We start from the raw sequence: 22033 nt of genomic DNA, 5'->3' as shown, positions 1-22033 counted from the left end.
TTTGTTGTTTAAAGCCAACTGTTCCTTTTTTTAGGAAGGCTAAGTTTTCTGTTTATGTTAATCCAGCTATTCTATCATGTTCTAGAATGGCTTCGGTTTCTTGCTTTACTCGATTTAAAACGAGCTTTAAATCGTCATTGCTAGTAATTAAGCCATCGGTTAGTAAATTTAAAATAGCTTTGTCTTGTGCTCGTCCTTTTAACATTGCTTCTCTGTAACCTATATGTTCATTAAATGTTACTAAAGAGTATTTTGAAGCATATTCATTTGGGAATTCTTTTTCTAAGGCCATTTCTAATTTACGCTTTTCTTGAAATATGGCCTGATTAACATGACCTTTCATTTCATGAAAATTATCGATAGCTAAATCTGCAATGGCATCGGTGTCTTTTTTACGGTTGCTTTCGTAAGTTTTAAAAATGGTTTCCCAATCTTTTAAACTTTGATCTAGTACTTGGTCTAGCTCCACAACATCTTCAAAGGAAGCATTCATACCTTGACCGTAAAAAGGAACAATAGCATGAGCGGCATCGCCCATTAATAATGTATTGCCTTTGTAGTGCCATGGCGAACATTTTATAGTACCCAAAGGCGATGTAGGGTTAGTAAAAAAGTCGTCTAAAAGGTTTGGCATTAAAGCTAAGGCATCTGGAAATTCGTTTTGGAAAAATTCTAGAACTCGTTCCTTGGTAGTTAAATTGTTAAAATTGTATTGGCCTTCTTCATAACTTAAAAATAGTGTTACGGTAAAACTACCATCTAAATTTGGTAAGGCTATAAGCATAAAACTGCCACGAGGCCATATATGAAGCGCGTTTTTATAGGCTTTAAAATCGCCATTTGGTTTTGGTAAAATACTTAATTCCTTATAACCATGGGTTAAATAAGCTTGCGAGAAACTAAACAAGAATTTTTTTCCTAAATAATAACTTTTACGCAATGCAGAACCTGCGCCATCTGTTGCGATTATAACATCGGCATCCTCAATAAATTCTTTTTTTGTAATATAACCTTTAAAAAGAGCCGTTGTATTTTTAAAATTAACAGATTTACATTTGCAATTAAATTGAATATTTACCTTGTCATGTTTTTCGGCTTCATCTAAAAGTAAAGCATTTAAATCGCCACGCGAAATGGAATTGATGTATTCATAATCCCTACCGCTATAGTTAGATTGGAAGGTATTGCCATGTGTATCATGAATCATGCGGCCATTCATAGGGATGCAAAGTGCTTTTACTTTATCTTCTAAACCAACTAATTTCATGGCTTTATTGCCGCGATCTGAAAAAGCTAAATTAATAGAGCGTCCTGCAGAAATATCTACTTTTCGTAAATCTGGGCGCATTTCGTAAACGTTTACGTTAAAGCCTCTTTGTGCCAAACGTAAGGCTAGAAGTGAACCGCATAATCCAGCGCCTATAATTAATATGTTTTGTTGCGTATCTTTCATCTTTGTCATTCTTCCCCTTCTCGAGAACCTTATGATTTTAGTATGTGTTGTTATTATCGGCCTTCCATTATTCATTAAAATAAATAAAGGTATTTGTGCTCTTATGTTATTTCTTTCAACTTCTCAACCAATCGATACACATCTTCAAATGAATTATAAAGCGGAACAGGAGCGCACCTAATAACATCGGGTTCTCTCCAGTCGCTAATTATACCAGCTTCGGTTAATTTATTGTGTAATGTTTTATCTGCGTTTTTCACTTGAATAGATAGTTGGCAACCGCGTTCGTCTGGGTTACTTGGCGTAATAATTTTAATAGTGTCCTCGCCTAATTGCTTAATTAAAAACTCGAAATAGCTTGTTAATTTTTTAGATTTTTTAATGAGGTTTTCAAATCCAACTTCATTAAACATATCTAACGAGGCCCTTATTGCTGCCATCGATAAAATGGGGGGGTTACTTAATTGCCAACCTTCGGCACCAGGCATTTGGTCGAACTCATCGCGCATTCTAAAACGTGTTTGCTTATTATGGCTCCACCATCCTGTAAAACGGTTTAAGTCTTTTTTGTGAACATGACGCTCATGTACAAAGCAGCCACCTAAACTTCCTGGGCCAGAATTTAAATATTTATAAGTACACCAAACGGCAAAATCTGCTCCGGAATCATGGAGGTTTAATGCTACGTTTCCTGCGCCGTGGGCGCAATCAAAACCGACATTACAACCATGTTTGTGGCCTAGGTTTGTAATACGTTGTAAATCGAAAAACTGACCGGTATAATAGTTAACACCGCCAATCATTATAAGCGCAATTTCATCGCCTTGTTCTTTAAGGATATGTTCTAAATCTTCATAGTTTAGTAAGTCTTCACCTTGTCTTGGTTTCCATAACACAACACCTTCTTTATCATCGAACCCATGATGGCGAAGTTGCGACTCTACGGCATATTTATCAGAAGGAAAAGCATCACTTTCAATAAGAATCTTGTATCGTGTTTTGGTAGGCTTGTAAAACGATACCATCATAAAGTGTAAGTTGGCCGTTAGCGTATTCATAACAATCACCTCAATAGGTTTTGCGCCTACAACTTTAGCCATGTTTTCGGTTAAAAACTCATGATATGGTAACCACGGATTTTTCGCCTCAAAATGTCCTTCAACACCTAAATTTGCCCAATCTTTTAACTCTTGGTTTACGTAAGTTGACGTTTGTTTGGGTTGCAGTCCTAGTGAGTTTCCTGTCATGTAAATCCAAGGGTTTCCCTGCTTATCTTTAGGGATGTGAAACTGATCTCGGTACGTTTTTAATAGATCGGTTTGGTCCTGTAGTAAAGCGTAATCAAGACCTAATTTGTAGTTGAACAAAGTGATTTAGTTTTCGGTTTCTAACAAAAATAAGGAATATAAATTTAGGAATGAACCCGAATTATAGAAGTTTAAAAGGCACTATTTTTTTGTATATTTAATAAAAACTTTTAGTTATGGCTAAAATAAAAGAATATTCAAACGGAGAAACTACCGTGGTTTGGGAAGCAGAAAAGTGTATTCATTCTGCAATTTGTGCCAAAGGGTTGCCAGAAGTATTTCGACCAAGATTAAGACCTTGGGTTAAAATTGACGCTGCTAAAACTGATGCTATAATAAATCAAGTAAAACAATGCCCTACTGGTGCTTTAAGTTATTATTTGAACGCTGAAAAAGATGCTGTTAGTACTGAAATTGCGGAAACTAAAGTTGAGGTTTTAGAAAACGGACCATTATTGGTTTATGGGGTTCTTAAGGTATTAAAGAAAGATGGCGGGACCGAAATTAAAAGTAAAACCACTGCTTTTTGCAGATGCGGGAAATCAAACAATAAACCGTATTGCGATGGCGAACATGTTAAGGTTGAGTTTAAAGGCTAAAACAGGGATTTAAATTTTATTGTAGAATATTATAACCACAAATTATAAAGGACTAGCTATGTCGTAAGTAGATTTTCGTTAAAAAGGAAAAGCGCTTCAACCTTTGATTGAAGCGCTTTAATATATATAGACGCATATAGCGGAAAAATAACTCTTATAGTTTATATACGTGGTAAACTGTAGTTTAGATGTTTTAGTTAATAAAAAAATTACTCTTTTTTAATTTTTATGCCTGTTAAGGTTAAATTCCAGTTGCCTTCTGCCTTTTTATGATCTAATGCTATTTTAATGCCATAAAAATCTTGGTGGTTTTCAAACGTGTTTATAAGTCCAGTGGTATTGGCATTTCCTTTTCTAAAGGCCCATTCTTTAATTATAAAATCGTTATCATAATAAATATCGTAAGCATCACCTGGTGTATAACCGCCAGTATCTGGGTAGGTAAGCGTTATTTTATTAAGCTGTATTTTGTGTATTGGTGATTGTGCTGTAGTTTGTTTAGATATTGTAGTGCCTTGATCCCAAACCAATTGAAACGGTATAAGTAACCAAAATTTATCATTTATAAATGCTCTATCGGCTTTTACAGATAAACTATCTAAGGCTTTTCTATTATAGTTTATCGTGTCTTTCTCAGTAATTAGCGTAACAGCGTTAGTTTTTGGTTTCCAAACCCAACTTCTTTTATTAAAAAAGGTAAACTGAATTTCAGAAACAGTATTCCAATTTTCAAACCCATGTGCATTAGCTATTTTTTGAGCTATACTTATTTCTTTTATAGCTTTTTCTTCCTTTTGTTTACAGGAAAGGCTAAATGCAATTAGGCAAACGGCTACTAATATTTTTTTCATAATTTAGAGTTTTTACAAAGATATCATTTGGAAATGAGTAACTACGATAAATATTTTAATACGAATAAAAGCACCTGGAATGAAAAAGTAAAAACTCATGCTAAAAGTGATATGTATGATTTAGAAGCCTTTAAAAACGGGAAATCCTCTTTAATGCCTTATGAATTAGAGGCTTTAAAAGATGTAAAAGGAAAATCGCTATTGCATTTACAATGTCATTTTGGGCAAGATACTTTGAGTTGGAGCAGGATGGGAGCCAAGTGCACAGGTGTCGATTTGAGTGATGAGGGTATAAAGCTAGCAAAACAATTAAATGATGAATTAAAGCTTGACGCAGAATTTGTTTGTTGTAATGTTTTGGATACTTCGGAATTTGTAAAGGAAGAATTCGATATTGTTTATACTACTTATGGCGTTATAGGGTGGTTGCCAGATTTAAAACCTTGGGGCAAAATGATTGCTGAACGTTTAAAAAAAGGAGGTATATTTTTTATAGCTGAATTTCATCCGATAGTATGGATGTTCGATTATTTAAATGATAAACCCGTAATGCGATATGGTTATATGCAAGACGAGGTTATTTATGAAGAATATGAAGGCACATATGCTAACCAAAACTCTAAAATGATAAGTAAAGAATATGGTTGGAACCATGGTTTAAGCGAAGTGATTAATGCTTTAACCGATGCTGGATTGCAAATAGAATATCTAAAGGAGTTTGATGAAAGCCCTTATGATGTGTTGCCAAATTTAACAAAAACGGATTCTGGGATGTTTGTAAGCAACGATAAATTGTATCCTTTAATTTTTACTTTGAAGGCATCAAAAATGTAGCAGCCTTCAAAGTAAAAAGTAGAGTTATTTTATTTTTTGGTAATTCGTTTTATTAAAGTTTTGTGCGTATTAGTAACTTTTATAAAATAAATACCAGGTGATAAGTTGCTTATATCTAGGTGGTTTACTTTGTTTGTATGTGTTTTTGAAATTATTACGCGACCTGTATTATCGTATAGGTGAAGTTTAGAATTTGCATCGAAAGTTATGTTTTTTGTTTCAATGGTTAAGGTGCTATTTGTTGGGTTAGGGTAAATTTTTAAATTGTTGTTTTTGGAAAAGTCGGTTGCACTTGCAGTTGGTGTATTGCCTAATAATGTTAAATCGAATTTGTCAAAAAACATCGTGTAGTTTGATGAATTAGGGTGTTTGCCAACTACCTCAAATTTTAAATTTAAGTCGTTAGGTCCTATTTCAATATTACCAAAGTCGTTTGTGTAATAGCCTGTTGTGGGATTGTAAAAATCTTCTGGCGGGCAAGTTGCTTTTCCATTAATGTATAATTGCACAAAACCATGGCTTGTAGCGCCTTTAAGCAAAGCTTTTAAATTATATACACCGGCTCCGGGCGATGGTATGGTGTATTCCACAAAATCTCCAATTGCATTAGCCTCTAAAACTGCAGCGGCTCCATCACTAGCGTTAGTCTCATTTATGGTGTAATGTGGTGTTCCTGTGGTGTAAGTTCTTTTAACGGTAAGGTTTTCGGCTTGGTAGGTTGTTATGTTAGCATCATTGGTTGCCGGCGACACATATATGGCATAAGCGGTTTTACCAGCCATTTGTGGTAAGACTAATGACACCGAATTGTTGTTTACAGTATAATTGTTAGTAATTACGGTTTCAGGATTTGTTAATATCATAGCATCCGTAATAAGTTCTACTCTAATGTTTACTTTATTGTTATGCTTTAAATATTCGGGTATATTGTTTAGGGTTATCGCTACATCATGGGGCGTGGTGTAGTTTCTTGTACCAATTAAAATAACCGAACGTTTCATTTGTTCGTCGCTACTAGCAATAGCATCTGAGTTCGCACCAATAATGCTTACACCAACTTTTCTTCCTGTCATGTTCTTATATGCATTGTAATTCCACCAAAGACCTCTAGGTAAGTTGGCGTGGTCTCGATCTGCCATATCTGCAAGGGTTGCTATAAAATCTGGGTCTTCTCCTGTGCGAGTCCAGCAGGAATGCAGGCCGTATTCAAAGCCATGCGCTATAGCTCTTTCCATCGAAGCTAAATAATACACATTTACACCTGGTATAGAGGTGTTATTGTTGGAGTATGAGGATCCTTGGTATTCTGTTACAGCCATAGGCATAGGTTCAATATCGTTGTTTTCCATCCAGGTTTTTAGTTCTAAACAATGCGCTTCTATATTTATTGGGTTGTCAGACAGCTCGTGCCACGCTAAAACATCGGGTAAGCAGTTGTTGGTTTTGCAAAACGTTAGGAACTCTTGCATAAACCCAAAATTGTAAGCATGGTCTTCTGGGGCTTGGATTTTGGCCTGTTGGCTTATAGACTTTACGGCTTTGTAAGCCACGTCGTGGGCTTTAAAATAACGGAGTCTATTGCTTGCGCTGTTTCCCCATTGTAAGCGTGGTTCGTTCCAGGTAATCCAACTATACACATCTAGATTTCTAGTTTGTGCTTCGTTATAAATGTCTTTACAAATGTTTGACCAAGCCTCGTAAGTGCTTTCGCTTGGGTAAAATTGATCTGGGTCTCTATGGTAATATAAGCCTATCATTAATTTAGCGTTTGTTGCAATAGCCCTGTCGTAGGTTGGTTGCTCGAAATAACTTGGTAAGTTAGGGTAGTAGTCTGCACCTCTTATAGCTTTAATTGTTATGCCATCTATTAAATATTGGGCAGGATGGGTTGCACTTATACCATGTAGTAAGCCACTAGCTACTTGCCTGGATTCTCCTAAATCTTGGGCGTAATTAATGGTTATGTTAGATGAGGTTTGTGCGTTTAAGTTTAAAATAATCCAATAGCAGCATAGGGTAAAGATAATGGTGGTTTTAAATGTCATAATTTAGTTTAGGTTGTTAATAATAGATTTTTTAAGCTTTATACTGTTAAAGCAAGTGGTGGTAAAAAATCTGATTTTAAAGGAACCGCTAAATTTTGATATTTAAGAGGGAGGAATTGGCACAATTAGGGGGTGTAATTGGTATGTTATGTAATATTAAATAAAATAACCTCGAAAAAATAGCTTATTGGCCAGTTTTGCGAGGTTTTAAGAAACTATTTGTGTTAAACTAAATGCTAATGCTTGTCTTTTAAAACTTCTGGCATTTTTGCTTTAAATCGATTTAATCTTGGTACCGATACATTTTGTATATATGGGTGGTTTGGGTGTAAGCGTTCGTAATTTTGATGATAGTCTTCGGCTATCCAGAATTTTTGAAAAGGATACACTTCGGCTGCAATTGTTACATTTAACTTTTTTGCTAATGCTTCTTTTTTCTTTAATATGATTTGCTTTTGTGCTTCGTTTTGGTAAAAAAGTATAGAGCGGTATTGCGACCCGCGGTCGTTACCTTGTCCGTTTACTTGGGTTACGTTTTGCGATGCAAAATAAACATCGACTAAGGTTTCAAAACTCACAATTTTTGGGTCGTAAATAATTTCTACAGCTTCGGCATGTCCTGTTTTTCCTGTGTTGCTTGAGGTGTAGGTAGGGTTTTTGGTATGTCCGCCGGAATATCCTGAGATCGATTCCTCAACGCCTTTTACGCTTTCGTAAATGGCTTCTAAGCACCAAAAGCATCCACTAGCAAAGTAAGCTTTAGCTTTTCCGTTTTTTATAGGGACTTCAATGGGGTCTGCATTTATAACGGCGTCTTGTTTTTTTGATGTTTGTGCTGAATTTTGGCAACTAAAAAACAGGGTTAAGGCTAATATTGGAATGATGTTTTTCATTAATTTTTCTTTGTTTAGACGTATAAATGTATGAAACCTTAAATGGTTTTTGTTAATGTTGTTTTAAAATTTTATTGGTATGTGCAAACTAGAAGCTAAGGATTATCAACAGCAAACTAACCCGCGTTAGGGATTGCAACGAAAAGCCCACAGCCCGACAAAGGAGGTGCGAGGACTTGTAGTGGAAAGCCCGACCCTAGGGTAACGCCCAAATTATTAGGTATAAAAAAAGCCTTCAAAATTAATTGAAGGCTTAATTATGTGTATTTAAAATGACTTATAGTTTAGAAAACATTTTTGCCATTTTTGCTTTTTGCTCTTCAGCTAATTCTGCATCGACTAAAATACGTCCGCTATGCTCATCTGTAATTACTTTTTTACGTGAAGCAATTTCTACCTGTACTTGTGGTGGAATGGTGAAGAATGATCCTCCAGATGCTCCTCTTTCGATGGCAACAACTGCTAATCCGTTCTTTACGTTTGTTCTAATTCTAGTATATGCTTTAACTAAACGCTCTTCGATTTGCTTTTTGTAATCTTCAGACTTACCTATTAAAGCTTGTTCTTCTTTTTCGGTTTCTGCTAAAATAGCATCTAACTCACTCTTTTTGTGCTTTAGGTGGTTTTCACGCTCTTTTAAACGCTCTTTAGTTTCAGAAATTACAACTTTTTTCTGCTCTATTTGTGCTTTGAATTCTTTAATGTGCTTTTCAGCTAATTCAATTTCTAATTCTTGAAATTCTACTTCTTTAGTAAGAGAGTTGAATTCTCTGTTATTTCTAACGTTTTTTTGTTGCTCGCTATATTTTTTTATTAAAGCTTTAGATTCCTCGATTGAGTTTTTCTTCGCAACGATATCGTTATCTACTACTTCTAAATTAGATATAAGTTTTTCTAATCTTATGTTTAACCCAGCAACTTCATCTTCTAAATCTCGAACTTCTAAAGGAAGTTCTCCACGAACATTTCTAATTTCATCAATTCGTGAATCGATGAGTTGTAAATCGTATAAAGCTCTTAAACGCTCTTCAACAGTTACTTCTTTCTTTTTAGCCATACTTTAAAAATACTTAACAGGATTGGTATTTATCTTTGATAAAATGATTGCAAAATTAGTAATTTTTTTTGTAAGATAAGCTACTAAAAGATTTTTTGTGTATTGCTCGCTTTCGTAATGTCCAATATCTGCCAAAAGTATGGTGTTTTCGGCTGAAAAAAAATCGTGATATTTTAAATCGGCGGTTATAAAAGCATCAGCACCAGCGGTTTTAGCTGCGTTAATGGCAAAACTTCCGGAGCCGCCCAAAACCGCCACGCGTTTTATGTTTTTATTTAATAATGCGGAATGCCTTACGCATTTTGTATTCATTTTTGTTTTTAAATGGTTTAAAAACTGATTTTCGTGCATGGATTGGGCAAATTCGCCAATCATACCAATACCAATATTCTGGTTTTTGTTCTCTATGGTTGTAATTTCATAGGCTACTTCCTCGTAAGAATGGGTTTTAAACAGTGTGGATAAAATGTTGTTTTGCAGGTGTTTTGCGAAGGTTACCGTAATTTTTGTTTCGGTTTCGGTGTGGTTTTCTCCTTTTTTGCCTAGGGTTGGGTTAGCATCTTCATTGCCTTTGTAAGTGCCTTGACCTTCTACATTAAAACTGCAATTGGAATAATTACCAATGTTACCTGCTCCTGCGTTAAACAGGGCTGTTCTTAGTTGGTTGGCTTCTTTTTTGGGCACGTAGGTGGTTAGTTTTTTTATGGTAGCGCTTTGCGGTATTAAAATGCGTTTGTTTGTGAGTTGTAATTGGTTGCAAATCATGTCGTTTACACCATGCTGCGCATTATCTAAGGCTGTATGGATACTAAAAATAGCTATATCATGTTTTATGGCTTTTAAAACTACACGCTCCACATAATTTTTGCCTGTTATTTTTTTTAAGCCTTTAAAAATAATAGGGTGGAAGCTTACAATCATGTTGCAGTTAGCCTCAATGGCCTCGTCTACAACAGCTTCGAGAGTGTCTAAGGTAACTAGTATTCCTGTTACTTTGTTGGATTTATTGCCTACTAAAAGGCCAACATTATCGAAATCTTCGGCGTAAGCTAAAGGTGCCAACGCTTCTAAATGATTTATAACGTCCTGTATAATCATATTAATTTGTGTTTAAATTCAAAGATAAAATAATTACTTTCACCTTAACTAATTATTTTTAGCGTGTTATTACATCTTCTTTGATTTAATAATTATATTTCGAGCTTAAATACAATTTCGCAGTAATGAATATTATTAGAAAATTATTATTCCCCGTTGTTCCCATTTATTTCATGGTGACTTGGTTGCGAAATAAATTATACGATTTAGGTATTAAAAAATCGAAGTCGTATAAGTTGCCTGTTATTTGTGTTGGTAATTTGAGTGCTGGTGGCACGGGAAAAACACCAATGATTGAATATTTAATTAGACTTTTAAAAGATGATTTTAAAGTTGCTACGCTAAGTCGAGGGTATAAACGTAAAACAGAAGGCTTTCAATTAGCAAATACAGCAGCGACGGCAGATACTATTGGCGATGAGCCTTTTCAGTTTTATACTAAGTTTAAGGATTCTATTCTAGTTGCTGTTGATGCAGATAGGAAACATGGTATTGAAATACTGCAAAATGAAAAGCCTGATGTTATACTGCTAGATGATGCGTATCAGCACAGAAAGGTTAGTGCTGGATTTAATGTTTTATTATCTACGTATGCGAATCCTTTTTTTAAGGATATTGTTTTGCCTACTGGTAATTTAAGAGAACCAAGAAGTGGATCGAAAAGAGCCGATGTTATTATAGTTACCAAATGCCCTAAAGGTTTAAATGCAAGTGAAAAAAGTAATATTGTAAAACGTATTAGCCCTGAAACGCATCAACATGTTTTTTTTAGCACTATTGATTATGCTAAATCTGTAATAGCTGCAGATAAAACCGAATATATTGAAAACTTAGTACCTTTTACTTTGGTTACAGGTATAGCAAATGCGAAACCATTGGTGAATTATTTGAATGAAAAAAACTTGAAGTTTGAACATTTAAATTTTAAAGATCATTATAATTTCACATTAAATGATATCGAAAATTTAGCGCAAAAGGAGGTTATAGTTACCACCGAAAAAGACTACATGAGACTGAAACAATACGATAGTTTAAAAGAGAAATTATTTTACTTACCTATTGCGGTTAATATTGATGACGCAGATAAATTAAATACTCTAATTAAAGCCTTTGTTAAGCATTAGCTTCTGGCGCTTTATTTTTATTTGTTAAGGCGTTGTAAAGTTTTTTCTCGAACTCTTCTTGCTTAAATGGTTTAGGGATAATGTCTGTAAAACCAGCTTCGTCAAATTCTTGCATTTTATCCTCAATGGTTACTGCTGTTAAAGCAAAAATGGTAAGGTCTTTATCAAACTCTCTAACACGCTTGGTAGCTTCCATACCACTTATACCTGGCATGTGAATATCCATAAGGATAATATTATAATCATTATTACGAATTCTTTCAACGGCTTCTTCACCATTGTCCACGATATCGCATTTAAGTTCCATCTTAGTTAAAATCTTTTTGGTAATCATTTGGTTGATTTTATTGTCTTCAACAACCAGGATTTTAACTTTCGATAAATCTATATCGTCTGTGTTACCATCAAAATATGCCACTTTTGTTTCTTCTGCTTCTTTAATGTTTGTTTGCTCTAAAGGAATTTCAAAGTAGAATGTTGTTCCTTTCTTTAATTCACTTTTTACGTAAATTTTACCCTTTAAAATATCAATTAAACCTTTTACAATAGAAAGACCTAAACCAGTGCCACCGTATTTCCGATTAATTTGAATAGATCCTTGAGAGAAACTTTCGAACATATGGTCTTGCTTTTCTTGACTAATACCAATACCATTATCTTCTACCTCAAAACGAAGTGTGTATATTTTGCCTTCTTCTTCAATTTTATAAACACGAATCCAGATATCTCCGTTTTTGGTGAATTTAATTGAATTACCAACTAGGTTTATTAAAATCTGAGAAATCTTTAATTGATCGGCAATAAAGAATTCAGGAAGTTCTTTTTCGTATTCTAAATGAATTTTTACATTATTATCTAAGGCTGAATTGTTAAGCGCTAAAATAATGTTCTTTATTTTCTTTTTTAAGCTGAATGATTCAGGTTCAACATCAACTTTATTAGCTTCAATTTTATTTATTTGAAGGATATCGTTTATGAATGTTAAAAGATAATCTCCAGAAAATTTAAGCGATTTTAAATGCTGTACTTGTTCTGGCCTAGGGTTTTCGTCTAGCAACATATTACTAAGACCTGTAACTGCATATAATGGTGTTCTAAGTTCGTGTGTTACGGTTGATAAAAAGTTTGCTTTAGTTTTTGATGCCAATTCGGCTTTTTCTTTAGCAATAATAAGTTCTCCATTTTTTTTATGAAGCATATTATTAGTCTTAAGCCTAATGTTATTGTTTTTATAAAGCGATAAGGTTAAAAGTGCTAGAATAGTAATTAAAGCAACACTTAAAATAGATATAAAAGCATTTAGGTTTTTATCGTCTTCTGCTTTTTCTAATTTTTGAACGATTTCATTGTTTTTTTCTATTTCAGCGTTAAGTCTAAATTCTGTTTTTTGAGTTCTTGAAGACTTAATTTTTGTAAGACTTCTAATAGAGTCTGATAAATGTATGTGTTTCTGTAAATAGTCCCTAGAAAGCTTATAGTTTCCTAAGTTATTGTATAAATCACTAGCAATAAGTAAACCTTGATTGCTAACATTAGTTTGTTTGTAGTGTTTTGCTATTCGCAGTCCTTCTAAAACGGCTTCTAAAGCTTTTTCGTCGTTACTTAATTTGTTGTAAACTTTAGCGTGATTAATTAAGGCTTCGCTTTGTAGATTATAAAAGTCGTACTTTTTAGCCATAGCTAGGGCTTGCTCAATAATATCTCTAGCGTTTTTATAATTTTTTAGCTCGTAGTATGTTTTACCTTCGGCTAGTAGCGTTTCAGCTAACTCAAGATTTAAATCTTCTTCTTGAAATTTTGATTTTGCTGCCGTATAAGAGTCCAGTGCCGAATAGTAATCTTTTTTTGCTAAATAAACATCGCCAAACGTTTTGTATGAAGTTCCAAGGTTTGCATTGTCGTTTATAATGCGCTGGATTTCAATCGCTTTATTAAGCGATTTTATGGCGTTATCTTCTTCTTCTATTACAAGTTCAATTTTACCTTTAACGGCATAAATAATACCAAGACTTTTTTTGTTTTCGGCTTTTGTAGCTAGCTCTAATGCTTTGTCTAGGTTTTTTTTAGCCTTAAAATAATTGAAATTTTCAAGCTCAAGTTTAGATTGTACAATCCAATAATTAATGTTGTTTTGTACCAATTCAGGATCCTCTTCAATAGTTTGTTGTCCACAAACAGTGATACTGAGGAGTAGGTAAAAAATGAATATAAAGTTTCTTGTTCTAGGCATTTTATGTTAATAGCGCTGACAAATATAATTATTTTATCGATAAAAGACACTTTTTTGCCGATAAATTACATATTAAGTCGATGATTCTTTGTGAATACCCTGTTTCATTGTCATACCACCCTATAATTTTCACCATATTTCCAATTACAGAGGTCATTTGCGAATCAAAAATACAAGAGTGAGGGTTTCCAACTATATCAATAGAAACGATTGGATCTTCTGTATATTCTATAACGCCTTTATAATTTTTATTGGCAGCCAATTTAAAGGCATTATTAATATCTTCTATACTTACAGCTTTCTTTACATTAAATGTAATATCGGTTAACGAACCGTTTATAACTGGAACTCGAATACCACAACCACCAATTACATTGGAGAGTTCCGGGAAAATTTTAGTTAATGCTTTTGCTGCGCCTGTTGTTGTTGGCACTATAGATTGACTTGCGGCTCTAGCGCGTCGTAAATCTCTATGGGGTTGGTCGTGTAAACTTTGATCGGTAGTGTAGGAGTGTACCGTTGTAATATAAGCTTGATTAATACCACATAGTTTATTGATTACATCAATCATGGGTGCCGCATTATTAGTGGTGCACGATGCGTTTGATATTATGGTTTCGCTACCATCAATACTGGAATCGTTTACACCTAATACTATAGTTTTAATATCGTCTTCTAGAGGAGGTACACTTAATACAACTTGTTTAGCTCCATTAGTTATGTGGTACTGCAAATCGGCAGTTGTTTTAAATTTTCCGGAAGCTTCAATTACATAATCAATATTAAATGGTTTCCAGTTAATATTACTCGGGTGGTTTTCATTTAATAGTGAAATACGTTTTTGGTTAACAATAATACAGTTTTCATCATGTGAAATATCTGCATTAAAAACACCGTGTACACTATCGTACTTAAGTAAGTGGCTTAACGTTTTAGCATCGGCTAAGTCATTTATAGCAACAACCTGAATAGTTTCATGGTTTTGTAGTAGTTTAAAAACGCGTCTACCAATTCTGCCAAAACCATTTATGGCAACATTAATCATATATTAATTTATGTGTTTTTGTGCCTTGTAAGATGACCTTACTAATGCGCTACTTTCAACATGACGGAAACCTAATTCTAATCCAATTTCTTCGTACTCCTTAAATTGATCTGGATTAATAAATTGCTTTACTGGTAAATGCTTTTTACTAGGCTGTAAGTATTGACCAATAGTAACAACATCAACATCATTAGCTTTAAGGTCGTGTAGCGTTTCAATAACTTCTTCTCTGGTTTCGCCTAAACCAAGCATAATCCCAGATTTTGTTCTGCGTTGTCCTTGTTGTTTTAAATATTTTAAAACACCCATACTACGGTCGTATTGAGCTTGTATTCTAACCTCACGTGTTAATCTGCGTACGGTTTCAATGTTATGAGATACTACTTCTGGCGCAACGTCAATAATTCTATCAATATGTTTTTCAATTCCTTGAAAATCTGGTATAAGTGTTTCAAGTGTTGTGTTTGGGTTCATTCTTCTAACCGACTTAACCGTTTCTGCCCACATTATGCTTCCCATATCCTTTAAATCATCACGATCAACACTTGTTAAAACAGCATGTTTAATTTGCATAATTTTTATAGATCGTGCAACTTTTTCTGGCTCATCCCAATCTACCGTTTCTGGTCGGCCTGTTTTTACACCACAAAATCCGCAAGAGCGTGTGCAAACGTTTCCTAAAATCATAAATGTGGCAGTACCTTCTCCCCAACATTCGCCCATATTTGGACAACTTCCAGAAGTACAAATAGTATTTAGGCTATATTTATCTACTAAACCTCTAAGCTCCGTATATTTTTTTCCTGTTGGAAGCTTTACACGTAACCATTTTGGTTTAGCTATTCGTTCTGGTAATATATTCGATTTTGTTTCGGTATTCATATCTCTAAAATGTAGATAGCAAAGATACAAAGTATTCTTTTAAATAGTTGTCCAACTTGGTTTGCAAACCTGTACTATTTAATTTTTTTGGGATGCTAAAAACGGTTCAAGGATTCCGCGGGCTGAGGGAGACTTTAATAACGTTAAATGACGATGTGTTTAGTTTGATTACTTTCCTCTAATTATTTCAGCTAATAGCTTTTTTGCCCTAAGTAATTTTACTTTAACATTACTCATAGGTTCATTAAGTTCGGTTGAAATTTCTTTATAAGTAAACTCTTGAAAATAGCGTAAGTTTATAATTTCTTGATAATGTGGTTTTAGCTTTTTAATGTCGCGTAGTAATTTGGCTAAATTTTGATCGGTAATTAATTTATCTTCTGCGGAAGGTGTTTCATCTAAAACCTGAAATAGTTCTCGGTTATCTTTTGAAATAACTTGAGCAATGGAGTTTTTTTCTTTTCTTAATAAGTCGATATGAATATTCTTCGATATGGTTATTAGCCATGTTTTAAAAGTATAGTTTTCATCGAAAGTATTAATTTTATCGAATGCTTTAGAGAAGGTTTGAATAGTAATATCCTCGGCATCATTTTCATTTTCTGTTCGCTTCAATTGAAAACCATAAACGTTATCCCAATAAGTATCTAATAAGTAATTAAATGCTTTTTGGTCATTTTTTTTGGCTCGCAAAATAGCTTCCTCTATTTCCAATGATTAGGTTTTGATATTATATTATTTATAAATATAGTTAATTGGGCTATAATTAAAAAGATTTCTAAAAAAGGAAGTAATAGCAATAAATCTGTCTCTCCTAGTTTTTTTGATGCCATTCCTAAAATTATATATTGAGTTACAATTCTAAAAAGTAATAAAGCTAATACAATCTGCCAATTAAATAATGGTGTTAGTAAAGTTATAGCAAATAGCCAAAATAAAAAAGCTGAAACATATAAAAGTGTAAGTAACACTTTGTGCTTCATTTTATAGTGTTTGGCGGTAGATACGTGTCGCCTTTTTTGTTTAAACCAGTTTTTATAGGTTGTTTTTGGAATGGATTCTGTAAAACTATTTTTGTTAAAACTGATTGCTGTGTTTTGTGAAGTTGCGATTTGGTTTATAAACAAATCGTCATCACCAGATCTAATTTTTATATGGTTTATAAAGCCATTTGCATCGAAAAAAGCTTTTTTAGTATACGCTAAATTGCGCCCTACGCCCATATAGGGCAATCCCACTTTTGCAAACGAAAAATAGTTTATGGCAGTAATAAAAGTTTCGAAACGGATGAGTTTATTTAAAAACGAATTTTTAATTTTAGCATAGGCGCCATAACCCAAAACTATCGATTTTTTACTGTCAAAATGAGCTGTCATGTCTTGTATCCAATATTTAGACACAGGTTTGCAATCGGCATCTGTAAATAAAAGGTAGTCGTTTTTTGCAGCTTTTATACCTAAAGTTAATGCGTATTTTTTATTTCCCCAAAAGGCTTCAATACTTTTAACATTAACGACTTTAATAATGCTATGTACATTGGCAAAATGCTCTATAACATCCAAGGTGTCATCTGATGAAGCATCATTAATTAAAACTATTTCGAAATTTTTATAATCTTGATTTATGATGGATGGAAGGAATTTTTTTAAGTTTTCGGCTTCGTTTTTAGCACAAATTATAACGGAAACAGCTAAGTTTTTAGCTGTACTTTTGTTTTGTTTTAAGAACGTAAAACTTCCAAATAAAAAAAGATAAAAAATAACTTGAATAATTACTACGGCTATAAAACCGTAGAATACAAAATCAAGAAACCCCATAAAGTTTTAGGAATGTTGAGGTTCGTTACAGTCGCTATATTGGTCAGGGGTTTTTCCACAAAAACCGCAAGATTCTCCTTCTTTATTAAGCATCGGGTTTTGGCTAGCGCAAGTACCGGCAAATTTACCGTCTTTTTTAGCCCAAATTTTAATAGCTATTCCAGCTATTCCTATTCCTAAAAGTACAATGGTAATTAAAAAAAGTTTCATTGAGAGTGTAATTATTTGTGCAAAGATAAGATTTTAGTTTATAGTTTTTAAAAGAATTGTCAGGTAAACTTATGTGACTATTATATATCTTAGGGTCTTATAATAAGATGTTTACATGTTTGATTTCATTAACTAAATAAAATTTTATAATTATGAAAAAATTATTCGCAGAGTTTTTTGGAACCTTTTGGCTTGTTTTTGGAGGTTGTGGTAGTGCTATTTTTGCAGCCGGATTTCCTGAGCTAGGAATTGGTTTTGTAGGAGTGTCGTTAGCCTTTGGTCTTACTGTTTTGACTATGGCTTATGCTGTTGGTCATGTTTCTGGAGGGCATTTCAATCCTGCCGTTTCATTGGGTTTGTGGGCTGGAGGGAAATTTGAGGCTAAAGATTTATTAGGTTATATTGTTTCTCAAATTTTTGGGGCTATAGCTGCAGCAGGCGTATTATATTTAATTGTTTCCGGGAAATCTGATTTTACCGATATTGGTGGTTTTGCGGCCAATGGCTATGGCGAATTGTCTCCTGGAGGTTATGGAATGATATCGGTTTTAGTCACTGAGTTTGTGCTAACTATGTTTTTTTTACTAATTATCTTAGGAAGCACTTATCCAAGGGCGCCTAAAGGTTTTGCTGGTATGGCAATTGGCTTAGCTTTAACATTAATTCATTTAATAAGTATTCCAATTTCTAATACATCAGTTAATCCAGCTCGCTCGACAAGTCAAGCGCTATTTGCAGGAGGTGAGTTTACTAGTCAACTTTGGTTGTTTTGGATTGCGCCAATAGCGGGTGCTATAGTTGCTGGTTTAATACATAAAGCATTATTCAGTAAAGATTAGAATAAAGAATTTAGAATTTCTTTAAAAAAGAAAAGCCTCATTTTACATTGTAAAATGAGGCTTAAATATATTCAGTAAATTGTAATTTAATGCAAACTAATTTGGGCTACAGAGTTTTCGGTTGATGCTACAGCATTACCGCCTTTAGGCTCTATAGTAATACTTAAAGCAAGAGCATCCTCCATATAAGGTATGTTTCTTAATTTTCGGTCTGCTTTATCCAAAATACCTAGGTTTACCATTTTACCTTGTAACTCTGCCCATATTTGGTAGCATTGTTCTTCTGGTAATTCTGGTAAAGAAACCACATCTATCATAGATGTTTTTTCTTTAGGGTTAATGTAAGCAACAGTTTTTAAGTCTTTAGCGCGCTCATTTCCTGTAATAATGTACTTTTCAGTTTCAGGGTTATTAAGCTTTAAAAGTTGTCTCATTACTTTGTCTAGCATGGCATTGTTTTTGGCAATGTCGCTTCTTAAATCTTCAATCTCTTCATCAACAACTACGGTATCGCTTTGTAGTTTTTGATTTTGATCATAAAAATAAGTAGAAGATCCAGCAAAAATTAATGCTGCAACACTAGCTGCAATACTAAGTTTAAACCATTTCTTATGCTTTTTTGGACTATTTAAATTAACAACAGGTGTATCGTCTAGCTCATCTAAAATAGAATTTAAGATGGCTTTAGGTGCTTCTACAGCATTAGCTTTAGCAACCACTTCTAGGTTGTGCTGCATCATGTTGTAGTTGTTTTCGATTTCTGGGTATCTTGCGATAAAAGACTCCACCATTTCTGCTTCTGCAGGAGTGGTTTCACCTAATAGATATTTGTCTAATAGGCCAGAACTTAAAAAAGTATTTATTTTCTCATTCATGACTTTGGTTATTGAGGATCGTAAATTTTTTTTAATTCACGTAATCCTATTTTTAATCTTGATTTTATGGTTCCCAATGGGATTTCTAATTCGTCGCTAGCTTCTTGCTGCGTCATGCCCTCAAAAAAGAGAGCGTTAATCACTATTTGGTATTTTGTATCTAAGCTACTTAAATGTTTTTTTATATCCAAAACATCCTGATTTAGTTCATTGGATGTTACTTTATATACGGTTGAAGTTTCCATTTGGACTTCATTATTGGTTTTATTCTTCTGCGATCGAATTTTGTCAATAGCTGAGTTATAGGCAATTCTATATAACCAAGTAAATAGTTTTGCTTTGCTAGCATCGTATTTTTTAGCATATCGCCAAATTTTAACAAATGTTTCTTGAAGCACATCTTGAGCCGTATCATCGTCTGCAATTACTTTCTTTATAACACCCAATAAGGCATCAGCATAGTTTTCATAAAGCAAACTAATTGCTTTCTTATCGCTATTTTGAAGTAAAGTAACTATTTGCTTTTCTATTGGTGAAATCAAGATGGTTAGTTTTTATAGTTGCTTTTAGTGGCTAAATATTTTCTCAAAGTTAGAAATTTCTTTTGAGATTATAAGATATTTACTTCTGCTTCAATTGAAATACCAAAAATACGCATTACCGTTTTCTGGATTAATTTAGAAAGGTTTAATATATCTATACCCTTTGCATTGCCATAATTAACAAGCACTAATGCTTGGTTTTTATGAACACCATAAGCTCCGAAAGATTTGCCTTTAAAGCCTGCTTTTTCAATTAACCAACCTGCAGGAACTTTAACTTCTTCCTGTGAAATAGGATAACTTGGTATGTCTTTAAAATTTTCAAGTAACGTATTAAAATGTGCTGTAGAAATTACCGGGTTTTTAAAAAAACTTCCGCTATTACCAATCTCTTTAGGGTTTGGTAACTTACTTTCTCTAATACTTATTACCGCTTTTGAAACATCTTGTATGGTTGGTTTACTAACCTGCATTGCTTCTAGTTGAGAGGTAATTGCGCCATAATTAATACTTAAGTTGTGCTCCTTTTTTGATAGTTTAAAGGTAACACTTGTAATGATGAATTTTCCTTTAGCTTCTTGTTTAAAAACGGAATTTCTATAGCCAAAATTGCAATCTGCTTTATAAAAAGACTTTATTTTTTGAGTGCTTAATTCAACGGCTTCGCAAGATTCGAAAATATCTTTTAGCTCAACCCCATAAGCACCAATGTTTTGAATAGGTGCGGTGCCAACGTTACCGGGTATTAAGGACAGGTTTTCAATACCGCCAAAATCATTATTAATACACCAAAGCACAAATTCATGCCAATTTTCGCCAGCATTGGCTTGTACTTTAACTGAATCTTCATTTTCAGAAATAATTTTTATGCCTTTTAAATTTATACGGATAACAAGACCATCAAAATCTTGGGTTAACAACATGTTGCTGCCTCCTCCTAAAATAAGTTTGTTAGGTTGGTTTTTTAAAGATAGAATATGTTTTAAATCCTCTAAATTATTAACCGAAACGAAGTGTTTTGCATGCGCATCAATACCAAAAGTATTGTATGGCTTTAATGATATGTTATTTTGTATTTGCACTAGTCTTTATAAACTTTTAAAGCTTCTTTTAAAATATAAACAGCTTTAATTAAGCTCTCCTTATTAAGTACGTAAGCAATTCTAATTTGGTTTAGGCCTGTGCCAGGTGTCGAATAAAATCCATCGGCTGGTGCAACCATTATCGTTTCATTATTTATATGGAATTCTTCTAATAGCCATTTTGCAAAATGATCGGAATTCTTAATAGGTAACTCAACAATACAATAAAAAGCACCTTTAGGTTTGGCTACTTTTATACCTTCAATTTTATTAAGTTCGCTAATTAGTATATCTCTTCTACCAACATATTCTTCAATAACATCATCAAAATAACTTTGTGGCGTATCTAAAGCGGCTTCACTAGCTATTTGTGCGTAGGTTGGTGGACTTAATCTAGCTTGAGCAAATTTAAGAAACGTTTCTCTAACTAGTTTGTTTTTAGTAACCAAGCAACCAACACGTGCGCCACACATGCTGTAACGTTTTGAAACAGAATCTATAACTACTGCATGCTCATCGATATTGGTTTCTTCCATGATAGAGTGGTGTTTATGTCCATCATAAACAAATTCTCTATAAACTTCATCTGCAACTAAAAATAAATCATGCTTAACAGCAATTTCTGCAAGTTGTTCTATTTCTTCTTTAGAATACAGGTAACCTGTTGGATTTCCTGGGTTGCAAATTAAAATGGCTTTAGTTTTAGGGGTAATTAGTTTTTCAAAAGCCTTAACCGACGGAAGTGCAAAATTATCATCTATATCACAAATTGCGGGAACTACTTTAACTCCCGAAGCTGTAGAGAATGCAATATAATTAGCATAAAATGGTTCTGAAATAATAACTTCATCTCCCGGATCCATAGTACTGCTAAATAAGAAAAGTAAAGCTTCACTTGCTCCTGTAGTAACTATAATATCTTCATATGTTACCTTTATATTATGACTGTTATAATATTTTGCTAACTTTTTTCTGTAAGAGTCAGAGCCCTCAGACCTTGAATACGATAAGATTTCAATATCGTTTTGTTTAACTGCATTTAATGCAACTTCTGGTGTTTTTATATCAGGCTGACCAATATTTAAGTAGTATATGCTTTTTCCGTTTTTTACAGCTTGTTCTGCATAAGGTACAAGCTTTCGAATTGGTGAAGCAGGCATATCATGCCCTTTTTTAGATATTGTTGGCATTTATTTCTTTTTAAGCTACAAATTTTATAAAAAAAATCTTAATTTTTTTAAAAAAATAGC

The 22033-nt window shown here is 33.5% G+C and carries 21 protein-coding genes; 4 read left to right on the top strand and 17 right to left on the bottom strand.

Annotated features, from left to right (window positions below; genetic code table 11):
• Nucleotides 1–52 precede the first annotated feature (52 nt).
• Nucleotides 53–1453, bottom strand: a complete 1401-nt coding sequence (locus HNQ90_RS16285) for an FAD-dependent oxidoreductase (protein ID WP_144116731.1) — start codon at nt 1451–1453, stop codon at nt 53–55.
• Nucleotides 1454–1554: 101 nt separating this feature from the next.
• Nucleotides 1555–2820 carry a kynureninase gene (kynU, locus tag HNQ90_RS16280; protein WP_144116730.1) on the bottom strand — a complete coding sequence of 422 codons (1266 nt, stop codon included), beginning with the start codon at nt 2818–2820 and terminating at the stop codon, nt 1555–1557.
• 116 nt (nt 2821–2936) lie between these two features.
• On the opposite strand from kynU, the gene HNQ90_RS16275 reads away from it, so the two are divergent.
• Nucleotides 2937–3359, top strand: coding sequence for a (4Fe-4S)-binding protein (locus HNQ90_RS16275; RefSeq protein WP_144116729.1), 423 nt, complete (start codon nt 2937–2939; stop codon nt 3357–3359).
• Between the two features lie 209 nt (nt 3360–3568).
• On the opposite strand, the gene HNQ90_RS16270 is transcribed toward HNQ90_RS16275, so the two are convergent.
• Nucleotides 3569–4210 (bottom strand): hypothetical protein, encoded by a 642-nt coding sequence (locus HNQ90_RS16270; protein WP_144116728.1) that lies wholly within the window; start codon nt 4208–4210, stop codon nt 3569–3571.
• A 33-nt stretch (nt 4211–4243) separates the two neighbouring features.
• Here HNQ90_RS16270 and HNQ90_RS16265 point away from each other — a divergent pair, with 33 nt between their 5' ends.
• Nucleotides 4244–5044, top strand: a complete 801-nt coding sequence (locus tag HNQ90_RS16265) for a class I SAM-dependent methyltransferase (RefSeq protein WP_144116727.1) — start codon at nt 4244–4246, stop codon at nt 5042–5044.
• Nucleotides 5045–5073: 29 nt separating this feature from the next.
• Here the strand turns inward: HNQ90_RS16265 and HNQ90_RS16260 are convergent, their stop codons facing one another.
• The 4 genes from HNQ90_RS16260 to HNQ90_RS16245 form a co-directional block, all read right to left on the bottom strand.
• Entirely contained in the window at nt 5074–7089 is a 2016-nt protein-coding gene (locus HNQ90_RS16260; protein WP_144116726.1) for a T9SS type A sorting domain-containing protein, read from the bottom strand.
• A gap of 236 nt (nt 7090–7325) precedes the next feature.
• Nucleotides 7326–7982 carry a peptide-methionine (S)-S-oxide reductase MsrA gene (msrA, locus tag HNQ90_RS16255; protein ID WP_144116725.1) on the bottom strand — a complete coding sequence of 219 codons (657 nt, stop codon included), beginning with the start codon at nt 7980–7982 and terminating at the stop codon, nt 7326–7328.
• 277 nt (nt 7983–8259) lie between these two features.
• Entirely contained in the window at nt 8260–9039 is a 780-nt protein-coding gene (locus HNQ90_RS16250; protein ID WP_144116724.1) for a zinc ribbon domain-containing protein, read from the bottom strand.
• A 3-nt stretch (nt 9040–9042) separates the two neighbouring features.
• Nucleotides 9043–10137, bottom strand: coding sequence for a Nif3-like dinuclear metal center hexameric protein (locus tag HNQ90_RS16245; protein WP_144116723.1), 1095 nt, complete (start codon nt 10135–10137; stop codon nt 9043–9045).
• Nucleotides 10138–10262: 125 nt separating this feature from the next.
• Between HNQ90_RS16245 and lpxK the strand changes: the two genes are divergently transcribed.
• Nucleotides 10263–11261 (top strand): tetraacyldisaccharide 4'-kinase, encoded by a 999-nt coding sequence (gene lpxK, locus HNQ90_RS16240; RefSeq protein ID WP_144116722.1) that lies wholly within the window; start codon nt 10263–10265, stop codon nt 11259–11261.
• Here lpxK and HNQ90_RS16235 read toward each other — a convergent pair.
• The 6 genes from HNQ90_RS16235 to HNQ90_RS16210 all read right to left on the bottom strand — a co-directional run bounded on the left by HNQ90_RS16235 (nt 11251) and on the right by HNQ90_RS16210 (nt 17445).
• Nucleotides 11251–13491: an ATP-binding protein gene (locus tag HNQ90_RS16235; protein ID WP_144116721.1), complete on the bottom strand. Its 2241-nt coding sequence runs from the start codon at nt 13489–13491 to the stop codon at nt 11251–11253. The genes lpxK and HNQ90_RS16235 overlap by 11 nt on opposite strands.
• Nucleotides 13492–13519: 28 nt before the next feature.
• The gene (gap, locus tag HNQ90_RS16230; protein WP_144116720.1) at nt 13520–14536 is read right to left on the bottom strand and encodes a type I glyceraldehyde-3-phosphate dehydrogenase; all 1017 of its coding nucleotides are present in this window, start codon (nt 14534–14536) and stop codon (nt 13520–13522) included.
• A gap of 3 nt (nt 14537–14539) precedes the next feature.
• Entirely contained in the window at nt 14540–15418 is an 879-nt protein-coding gene (gene lipA / locus HNQ90_RS16225; protein ID WP_144116719.1) for a lipoyl synthase, read from the bottom strand.
• Nucleotides 15419–15586: 168 nt separating this feature from the next.
• Nucleotides 15587–16132, bottom strand: coding sequence for an RNA polymerase sigma factor (locus tag HNQ90_RS16220; RefSeq protein ID WP_144116718.1), 546 nt, complete (start codon nt 16130–16132; stop codon nt 15587–15589).
• On the bottom strand, nt 16123–17235 hold the full coding sequence (locus HNQ90_RS16215) for a glycosyltransferase (RefSeq protein WP_144116717.1): 1113 nt from the start codon (nt 17233–17235) through the stop codon (nt 16123–16125). The genes HNQ90_RS16220 and HNQ90_RS16215 overlap by 10 nt, the downstream gene beginning before the upstream one ends.
• Before the next feature lie 6 nt (nt 17236–17241).
• Nucleotides 17242–17445 carry a membrane or secreted protein gene (locus HNQ90_RS16210; RefSeq protein ID WP_144116716.1) on the bottom strand — a complete coding sequence of 68 codons (204 nt, stop codon included), beginning with the start codon at nt 17443–17445 and terminating at the stop codon, nt 17242–17244.
• A gap of 152 nt (nt 17446–17597) precedes the next feature.
• Between HNQ90_RS16210 and aqpZ the strand changes: the two genes are divergently transcribed.
• Entirely contained in the window at nt 17598–18284 is a 687-nt protein-coding gene (gene aqpZ, locus HNQ90_RS16205) for an aquaporin Z (RefSeq protein WP_144116715.1), read from the top strand.
• Between the two features lie 86 nt (nt 18285–18370).
• Here aqpZ and HNQ90_RS16200 read toward each other — a convergent pair whose 3' ends face one another.
• The 4 genes from HNQ90_RS16200 to HNQ90_RS16185 form a co-directional block, all read right to left on the bottom strand.
• Complete coding sequence (locus HNQ90_RS16200; protein WP_144116714.1) at nt 18371–19159, bottom strand: anti-sigma factor; 789 nt, start codon at nt 19157–19159, stop codon at nt 18371–18373.
• An 8-nt stretch (nt 19160–19167) separates the two neighbouring features.
• Nucleotides 19168–19701, bottom strand: a complete 534-nt coding sequence (locus HNQ90_RS16195; RefSeq protein ID WP_144116713.1) for an RNA polymerase sigma factor — start codon at nt 19699–19701, stop codon at nt 19168–19170.
• Nucleotides 19702–19769: 68 nt separating this feature from the next.
• Nucleotides 19770–20783, bottom strand: coding sequence for a UDP-N-acetylmuramate dehydrogenase (gene murB, locus HNQ90_RS16190; RefSeq protein WP_144116712.1), 1014 nt, complete (start codon nt 20781–20783; stop codon nt 19770–19772).
• Nucleotides 20783–21973 carry a pyridoxal phosphate-dependent aminotransferase gene (locus HNQ90_RS16185; protein WP_144116711.1) on the bottom strand — a complete coding sequence of 397 codons (1191 nt, stop codon included), beginning with the start codon at nt 21971–21973 and terminating at the stop codon, nt 20783–20785. The genes murB and HNQ90_RS16185 overlap by 1 nt, the downstream gene beginning before the upstream one ends.
• Between the last annotated feature and the right edge of the window lie 60 nt (nt 21974–22033).

This window comes from Algibacter amylolyticus, from assembly GCF_014202225.1.
GTDB lineage: Bacteria > Bacteroidota > Bacteroidia > Flavobacteriales > Flavobacteriaceae > Algibacter_B > Algibacter_B amylolyticus.
Note: the sequence above shows the minus strand (reverse complement) of the source record. Positions and strands in the feature narration are given on the sequence as shown.

Excerpts from the sequence above, each read along its gene's own strand:
- HNQ90_RS16285 (WP_144116731.1), bottom strand. The coding sequence starts at position 1,453 with ATGAAAGATACGCAACAAAACATATTAATTATAGGCGCTGGATTATGC.
- HNQ90_RS16275 (WP_144116729.1), top strand. The coding sequence starts at position 2,937 with ATGGCTAAAATAAAAGAATATTCAAACGGAGAAACTACCGTGGTTTGG.
- HNQ90_RS16270 (WP_144116728.1), bottom strand. The coding sequence starts at position 4,210 with ATGAAAAAAATATTAGTAGCCGTTTGCCTAATTGCATTTAGCCTTTCC.
- HNQ90_RS16265 (WP_144116727.1), top strand. The coding sequence starts at position 4,244 with ATGAGTAACTACGATAAATATTTTAATACGAATAAAAGCACCTGGAAT.
- HNQ90_RS16260 (WP_144116726.1), bottom strand. The coding sequence starts at position 7,089 with ATGACATTTAAAACCACCATTATCTTTACCCTATGCTGCTATTGGATT.
- msrA (WP_144116725.1), bottom strand. The coding sequence starts at position 7,982 with ATGAAAAACATCATTCCAATATTAGCCTTAACCCTGTTTTTTAGTTGC.
- HNQ90_RS16250 (WP_144116724.1), bottom strand. The coding sequence starts at position 9,039 with ATGGCTAAAAAGAAAGAAGTAACTGTTGAAGAGCGTTTAAGAGCTTTA.
- HNQ90_RS16245 (WP_144116723.1), bottom strand. The coding sequence starts at position 10,137 with ATGATTATACAGGACGTTATAAATCATTTAGAAGCGTTGGCACCTTTA.
- lpxK (WP_144116722.1), top strand. The coding sequence starts at position 10,263 with ATGAATATTATTAGAAAATTATTATTCCCCGTTGTTCCCATTTATTTC.
- HNQ90_RS16235 (WP_144116721.1), bottom strand. The coding sequence starts at position 13,491 with ATGCCTAGAACAAGAAACTTTATATTCATTTTTTACCTACTCCTCAGT.
- gap (WP_144116720.1), bottom strand. The coding sequence starts at position 14,536 with ATGATTAATGTTGCCATAAATGGTTTTGGCAGAATTGGTAGACGCGTT.
- lipA (WP_144116719.1), bottom strand. The coding sequence starts at position 15,418 with ATGAATACCGAAACAAAATCGAATATATTACCAGAACGAATAGCTAAA.
- HNQ90_RS16215 (WP_144116717.1), bottom strand. The coding sequence starts at position 17,235 with ATGGGGTTTCTTGATTTTGTATTCTACGGTTTTATAGCCGTAGTAATT.
- HNQ90_RS16210 (WP_144116716.1), bottom strand. The coding sequence starts at position 17,445 with ATGAAACTTTTTTTAATTACCATTGTACTTTTAGGAATAGGAATAGCT.
- aqpZ (WP_144116715.1), top strand. The coding sequence starts at position 17,598 with ATGAAAAAATTATTCGCAGAGTTTTTTGGAACCTTTTGGCTTGTTTTT.
- HNQ90_RS16200 (WP_144116714.1), bottom strand. The coding sequence starts at position 19,159 with ATGAATGAGAAAATAAATACTTTTTTAAGTTCTGGCCTATTAGACAAA.
- HNQ90_RS16185 (WP_144116711.1), bottom strand. The coding sequence starts at position 21,973 with ATGCCAACAATATCTAAAAAAGGGCATGATATGCCTGCTTCACCAATT.